Raw genomic sequence first — 6,532 nt, 5'->3', positions numbered from 1 at the left:
TGCGGCCCATTCGCTGACCCGGCGCATGATCGCTCGCTCCTCGTCGCGTCGGCCCAGGGCGTCGCCTTGCAGGCGCTGGCAGGCATTGTCGAGGATGAACAGGCAGTCTTCGAGCAGTTGCTCGGCCAAAGCCTGGCCCTCGAGCGGGCTATCGGCATCGGCCAGTCGCGTGAGGGTGGCGCTCAGCCAACTGCCGAACAACGCGTTCTGGCCACTGCCCAGCGGCACCATGAACAGCCCTTCCAGACGTTTCACGTCCAAGCCGTGACGCGCCATGAACGCTTGGTCGAACACCACCGCCACTTCCTGGTAGTTCTCCGGCGTGATCCAGATGTTGCGGCTGTCCTCGTTGAGCAGGTACAGGCTGTTCTCGCTGCGGTCGAAGCAGAACGCCAGCGACCCGCTCGGGGCGCGGAAGAACTGCTCCACCCGGGTATTGAGCCGTTCTTCGTAAACCTCCACGCCATCGAGCCCCAGGCAACGCAGCTGGCCGTTGAAATGCCCTGGGGACATTTGCCGGTATTGCTGCTGCCAGCCAGGGGTGGCGCGCACCTGTTCGGTCACATCGTTGGTGTGGAAAGCCTGGACCTGCAAGGCATTGGGCGTTGTCACGCGCGTGTCCCTTATGCACTCTTTTGGTGCATTTGTTGCCGAAGAAAATGGATAGATCGCCCCAGGGGGCTGCGACCAAGATAGTCCTCAGCGCGTCGCCTGGGAAGATTCCAACGCGGACTCGCCCATAAAACCCAACCAAGAGGTCTGTATGAACGCCCCCTTCGATCAGCTGTCCACCTGGCTGAAAGAACACCGGATCACCGAAGTCGAATGTGTGATCAGCGACCTGACCGGCATTGCCCGCGGCAAGATCGCGCCGACTGCCAAGTTCCTCCACGAGCGCGGCATGCGCCTGCCGGAGAGCGTGCTGCTGCAGACGGTCACTGGCGACTACGTCGATGACGACATCTACTACGACCTGCTCGATGCGGCCGATATCGACATGGTCTGCCGCCCCGACCCTTCGGCGGTGTACCAGATTCCGTGGGCCATCGAGCCGACCGCCATCGTCATCCACGACACCTTCGACAAGCACGGCAACCCGATCGAGCTGTCGCCGCGCAACGTGCTCAAAAAGGTCCTGAAGCTGTACGCCGACAAAGGCTGGCAGCCGATCGTGGCGCCTGAAATGGAGTTCTACCTGACTCAGCGCTGCGAAGACCCGGACCTACCGCTGCAAGTCCCGCTGGGGCGTTCGGGCCGTGCCGAAAGCGGCCGCCAGTCGTTCTCCATCGACGCGGCCAACGAATTCGACCCGCTGTTCGAAGACGTCTACGACTGGTGCGAAATCCAGGGCCTGGACCTGGACACGTTGATCCACGAAGACGGCCCGGCGCAGATGGAAATCAACTTCCGTCACGGCGACGCACTGGATCTGGCCGACCAGATCACCGTGTTCAAGCGCACCATGCGTGAGGCTGCGCTCAAGCACAACGTCACCGCCACGTTCATGGCCAAGCCGATCACCGACGAGCCGGGCAGCGCCATGCACCTGCACCAGAGCGTGGTCGACATCGCCACCGGCAAACCGATCTTCGCCAACGAAGACGGCAGCATGAGCGAGCTGTTCCTGCACCACATCGGCGGTCTGCAGAAGTACATCCCCAAGGTGCTGCCGATGTTCGCGCCGAACGTCAACTCGTTCCGCCGCTTCCTGCCGGACACCTCGGCACCGGTGAACGTCGAGTGGGGTGAGGAAAACCGCACCGCGGGCCTGCGCGTACCGACCTCCAGCCCCGAGGCCATGCGTGTGGAAAACCGCCTGCCGGGCGCCGATGCCAACCCGTACCTGGCGATCGCCGCGAGCCTGCTGTGCGGCTACCTGGGCATGGTCGAGAAGATCGAGCCGAGCGCGCCGGTGCAGGGCCGCGCCTACGAGCGGCGCAACCTGCGCCTGCCGATCACCATCGAAGATGCCTTGCAGCACATGGAAGACTGCCAGACCCTGCACGAATACCTGGGACGTCAGTTCGTCCAGGGCTATGTGGCGGTCAAACGCGCCGAGCATGAGAACTTCAAGCGTGTGATCAGCTCCTGGGAGCGTGAGTTCCTGCTGCTGAGCGTCTGATTCCTGCCACGCCTGTGGGAGAGGGCATCGGTGAGTGCGCCATCGCATTCACGGGTGAACCCGCTCCCACAGGGCTACGCGCGGCCCCTGAGCCAGTGCAACCTTTGTTACACCGCATTCAAAGAACAAGACCAACGAGGTGTCGACATGCGTCATTTGCAAACCCTGATTCCCGCTGCATTCGCCCTGGTGTTCGGCGCCGCCGCCCAGGCCCAGCCGAGCGTCAGCGTATACAACTGGACCGACTACATCGGTGACACCACCCTGGCCGACTTCCAGGCCAGCAGTGGCATCAAGGTGGTCTATGACGTGTTCGATTCCAACGAAACCCTCGAAGGCAAGCTGCTGGCCGGACGCACCGGCTACGACGTGGTCGTGCCTTCCAATCATTTCCTGGCGCGCCAGGCCCAGGCCGGCGCCTTCATGCCGCTGGACCGCGACAAACTGCCGAACTGGAAGCACCTGGATCCGGTGCTGCTCAAGCAACTGGAGCAGAACGACCCGGGCAACCGCTACGCGGTGCCCTACCTGTGGGGCACCAACGGCATCGGCTACAACGTCGAGAAGGTCAAGGCGGTGCTGGGCATCGACAAGGTCGACTCCTGGGCCGTGCTGTTCGAGCCGGAGAACCTCAAGAAGCTCAAGCAATGCGGCGTGGCCTTCATGGACTCGCCTGACGAACTCTTCCCAGCCGTGCTCAACTATCTGGGCATGGACCCGCGCAGCGAAAGCGCCGCCGACTATGCCAAGGCCGAAGCGCGCCTGATGCAACTGCGCCCCTATGTCACCTATTTCCACTCCTCCAAGTACGTCTCGGACCTGGCCAACGGCGATGTCTGCGTGGCCTTCGGCTACTCGGGCGACGTGTTCCAGGCCGCCAGCCGCGCGGTGGAGGCCAACAACGGCGTGAAGATCGCCTACAGCATTCCCAAGGAAGGCAGCAACCTGTGGTTCGACCTGCTGGCCATCCCCAAGGACAGCAGCAACCCGGAGCAGGCCCTGGCCTTCATCAACTACCTGCTCGACCCGCAGGTGATCGCCAAGGTCAGCGCCACCGTCGGCTACGCCAACGCCAACCCGGACGCCAAGGCCTACATGGACGCCTCCCTGGTCCACAACCCTGAGATCTATCCATCCCAGGCGGTGCTGGACAAGCTGTATGTCTCCAGCACCCCGAGCCCTAAGATCATGCGCGTCATGACCCGCTCCTGGAGCAAGATCAAGTCCAACCGCTGAGCCGAGCACGAGCCATGCCTATTACTCAACACACTGCGTCCTACTACGCCGCCACGGCGCGCAGCTCGACGCCCTACCCTACGCTCGAAGGCGAGCTGAGCGCAGATGTCTGCGTGGTCGGCGGCGGCCTGACGGGGGTCAACACCGCGCTGGAGCTCGCCGAGCGTGGCCTTTCGGTGATCCTGCTCGAAGCCCGGCGCATCGGCTGGGGCGCCAGCGGGCGCAACGGCGGGCAATTGATCCGCGGCATTGGCCATGACGTCAGCGGCTTCGCCCGCTACGTCGGTCAGGACGGCGTGCGTTACCTCAAGCAGGCCGGCATCGATTCGGTGGAGCTGGTGGCCGATCGCATTGCCCGCTATGGCATCGAGTGCGACCTGCGCTGGGGCTTCTGCGAACTGGCCAACACCCCTGCGCAGTTCGCCGCCTTCAAGGACGAGCTGGACGATCTGGCCGCGCTGGGCTACCGCCACGAAACCCGCCTGGTCGGCCCCGAGCGGATCCGCGAGGTGGTCGCCAGCGACCAGTACGCGGGCGGCCTGGTCGACATGGGCTCGGGCCACCTGCACCCGCTCGACCTGGTCCAGGGCGAAGCCCGCGCGGCGCAGCAGCTAGGCGTGCGGATTTTCGAGCAGAGCCCGGTGCAACGCATCGAGCACGGCCCCACCGTGACCCTGCACTGCGCGCGCGGCAAGGTGCGCGCCAACAGCCTGGTACTTGGCTGCAACGCGCACCTGGACGAGCTGGAACCGCGCCTGAGCGGCAAGGTGCTGCCGGCCGGCAGCTACGTGGTGGCCACCGAGCCCCTGCCCGAGCACGTCGCCAAGGCGCTGATCCCACAGAACATGGCCCTCTGCGACCAGAAGGTCGGTCTGGACTACTACCGCCTCACCGCCGACCGCCGCCTGCTGTTCGGCGGCGCCTGCCACTACTCCGGGCGCGATCCCAAGGACATCGCAGCCTACATGCGGCCCAAGGTGCTCAAGGTATTCCCGCAACTGGGCGAGGTGCGCATCGATTACCAGTGGGGCGGCATGATCGGCATCACCGCCAACCGCTTCCCCCAGGTCGGCAGGTTGAGCCAGCACCCAAACGTCTACTACGCCCAGGGATATTCCGGCCATGGCCTGAACGTCACCCACTGGACCGCCAAGCTGCTGGCTGAATCCATCGCCGTGGGCCACAGCCAGGGCCTGGACGTGTTCAGCGCCGTGCCCCACCTGACCTTCCCCGGCGGCAAGGCCCTGCGCTCGCCGCTGCTGGCCCTGGGGATGCTGTGGTACCGGTTGCGAGAAGTGCTGGGTTGACCACCCTCTAGAGCCCCGCAGAACAGGTGCAGGCCTGGGCGACTTGCACCCGATCTGTGGGCTTGCCCATGACGTGACGGGACTATGGGCATTGAACAATGGCATGACGCCGGCCAGTTCCGGAACAAGCGAAACGGCAAAACTCGGCTTTACTGGCCGGTAACACCGTGAGAACCCAGGATGGATCCATGCCCCTGCTTGACCCCACCTCCAACGAAAGCAAATACCCCAAACTTTCCAGCGCCGCCTTGATCGGCGCCACCACGCCCAACAGTACCCGCCTGTGGGTACGCCTGTACCGGCCCGGCACCTGGTACCTGGCGGTTACCACCAATCCGATGCGCGGCGACATGGTTCGTCTCGATGATCTGCCCGTCACCCAATACTTCGAACGCAACGCCATCAAACCTGTGTACCTACAGGCCAAGACGTTGGGCTTCGACACCGATGTCACCGGCGTCTTCGACGTCACAGGCCTGAAGCCCGCAACCACCTATTACTACGCGCTGATCAGCGACGAAACCGACGCCGGCAAGGTCGGTCGGCGCACCGAGATCGGTGGCGACCGGCCGCGCTTCTTCGTGACCCCGCCCAAGGCATCCAGCACCCTCACCTTCGGGTTCTACAGCTGCCACGACCCGATCAGTGCCGACGGCAGTGCCGGTGCCTGGCCGCTGATGCATCAGCAACTGGCAGACCAGCGCGCCAGCTTCGTCATCGGCGGTGGCGACCAGGTGTACGTGGACACCAACAAGAAGAACGGCTTCCTGGATATCTGGGAATGGCTCAAGGACAACAAGGACGAACTACTGCAGGCGTACAGCAAGGGCAAAGGCAAGGGTTACGACAAGGCGGGCATCGAGCGCTACCTGTGCAACCTCTACCGATGGTTCTACCGGGTCTACTGGAACGTGCCGGCCCAGCGGGAGATCTATGAACGCCTGCCCCAGTACATGATCTGGGACGATCACGAAATCATGGACGGCTGGGGCTCGCTGACCAAAGTCGAACGGCGCAAGCGCATCTCCCTGCTGTTCGAGCGCAGCAACAACACCACGACCAACCAAATGCTGGTGGACCTCATGTGGCGCGCCGCTTGTCGGGTGTACTACGAGTACGAACACAGCCACAACCCATCCACGCCGATCGACCTGGACAATCCCGACGCCTGCCAGTGGGACTATGCCTTCGAGCAAGGCCAGTCGGCGTTCTATGTGCTGGACATGCGCGGCCATCACGACATCGAGGCCAATGACCCCTGCAAGTTGCTTGGCAGCGAGCAAATGGCGCGCTTTACCGCCTGGCTCACAAGCGCACCGGTGCAAAAGGCCGACGCAGTGTTCGTGGTGTCGCCGGTACCGGTCATGCACTGGCGCAACGCCGTGACCAACTACGCCGACATCGGATCGTTCAAGGACGATTGCATGGACGAATGGGACCACGAGAGCAACCAAGCCGAACGCAAACGCCTGCTAGATGCGGTGTTCGAGGCCCTGGGCAACAGCGCCAAGCCGGTGGTGTTCCTCAGCGGCGATGTGCATTGCGCGGCGGTGTTCCGCTTGCTGCACAAGCGCTATCCAGCGGCCAAGGTGTTCCAGGTCACCTCCAGTGCCATCTCCCGCATGCCGGCCCCCGGCGTCCTGAAGCTCGCCATCAGCGCGGGCGGCAGCATGCCAGGCGTCAAGGACGTCATTTGCGAACGCTGGTACGCCATGGCCGGCTCGAAGAACTTCGCCATGCTTCAGGTGCGGCCGTCGCTGGACGGTAGCCAGACCGAAGTACTGGTGGAACTGCACTGGCCGGGCGGGGACGACGGGGAGCTGACCAAGCGCCGGGTATTGCTCAAGTAAGCCCATACCTGGGAGAG

Annotated in this window: 5 protein-coding genes (1 of these 5 cut by a window edge); 4 read left to right on the top strand and 1 reads right to left on the bottom strand. The window is 63.8% G+C overall.

Annotated features, from left to right (window positions below):
- A protein-coding gene (locus ABOA88_RS01295) for a helix-turn-helix domain-containing protein (RefSeq protein ID WP_196168356.1) crosses the window boundary here: on the bottom strand, positions 1-612 show its 5' portion. 294 nt of this gene lie to the left of the window's left edge; 612 of the gene's 906 nt are visible here — the first part of the coding sequence; its start codon is at positions 610-612; the stop codon falls past the left edge of the window.
- A 151-nt stretch (positions 613-763) separates the two neighbouring features.
- On the opposite strand from ABOA88_RS01295, the gene ABOA88_RS01290 reads away from it, so the two are divergent.
- The 4 genes from ABOA88_RS01290 to ABOA88_RS01275 all read left to right on the top strand — a co-directional run bounded on the left by ABOA88_RS01290 (position 764) and on the right by ABOA88_RS01275 (position 6,515).
- The gene (locus ABOA88_RS01290) at positions 764-2,122 is read left to right on the top strand and encodes a glutamine synthetase family protein (protein WP_043210572.1); all 1,359 of its coding nucleotides are present in this window, start codon (positions 764-766) and stop codon (positions 2,120-2,122) included.
- Positions 2,123-2,269: 147 nt separating this feature from the next.
- Complete coding sequence (locus ABOA88_RS01285) at positions 2,270-3,358, top strand: polyamine ABC transporter substrate-binding protein (RefSeq protein ID WP_196168355.1); 1,089 nt, start codon at positions 2,270-2,272, stop codon at positions 3,356-3,358.
- Between the two features lie 14 nt (positions 3,359-3,372).
- Positions 3,373-4,665 carry an NAD(P)/FAD-dependent oxidoreductase gene (locus tag ABOA88_RS01280; RefSeq protein ID WP_367850807.1) on the top strand — a complete coding sequence of 431 codons (1,293 nt, stop codon included), beginning with the start codon at positions 3,373-3,375 and terminating at the stop codon, positions 4,663-4,665.
- 188 nt (positions 4,666-4,853) lie between these two features.
- Positions 4,854-6,515: an alkaline phosphatase D family protein gene (locus ABOA88_RS01275; protein ID WP_367850806.1), complete on the top strand. Its 1,662-nt coding sequence runs from the start codon at positions 4,854-4,856 to the stop codon at positions 6,513-6,515.
- Positions 6,516-6,532: the final 17 nt, after the last annotated feature.

Source organism: Pseudomonas sp. PKS (genome assembly GCF_051913525.1).
GTDB classification, from domain to species: Bacteria; Pseudomonadota; Gammaproteobacteria; order Pseudomonadales; family Pseudomonadaceae; genus Aquipseudomonas; species Aquipseudomonas guariconensis_D.
The sequence above is the reverse complement of the archived record's forward strand: the minus strand, read 5'-3'. Positions and strand labels throughout refer to the sequence as shown.

Excerpts from the sequence above, each read along its gene's own strand:
- ABOA88_RS01275 (WP_367850806.1), top strand. The coding sequence starts at position 4,854 with ATGCCCCTGCTTGACCCCACCTCCAACGAAAGCAAATACCCCAAACTT.
- ABOA88_RS01285 (WP_196168355.1), top strand. The coding sequence starts at position 2,270 with ATGCGTCATTTGCAAACCCTGATTCCCGCTGCATTCGCCCTGGTGTTC.
- ABOA88_RS01280 (WP_367850807.1), top strand. The coding sequence starts at position 3,373 with ATGCCTATTACTCAACACACTGCGTCCTACTACGCCGCCACGGCGCGC.
- ABOA88_RS01290 (WP_043210572.1), top strand. The coding sequence starts at position 764 with ATGAACGCCCCCTTCGATCAGCTGTCCACCTGGCTGAAAGAACACCGG.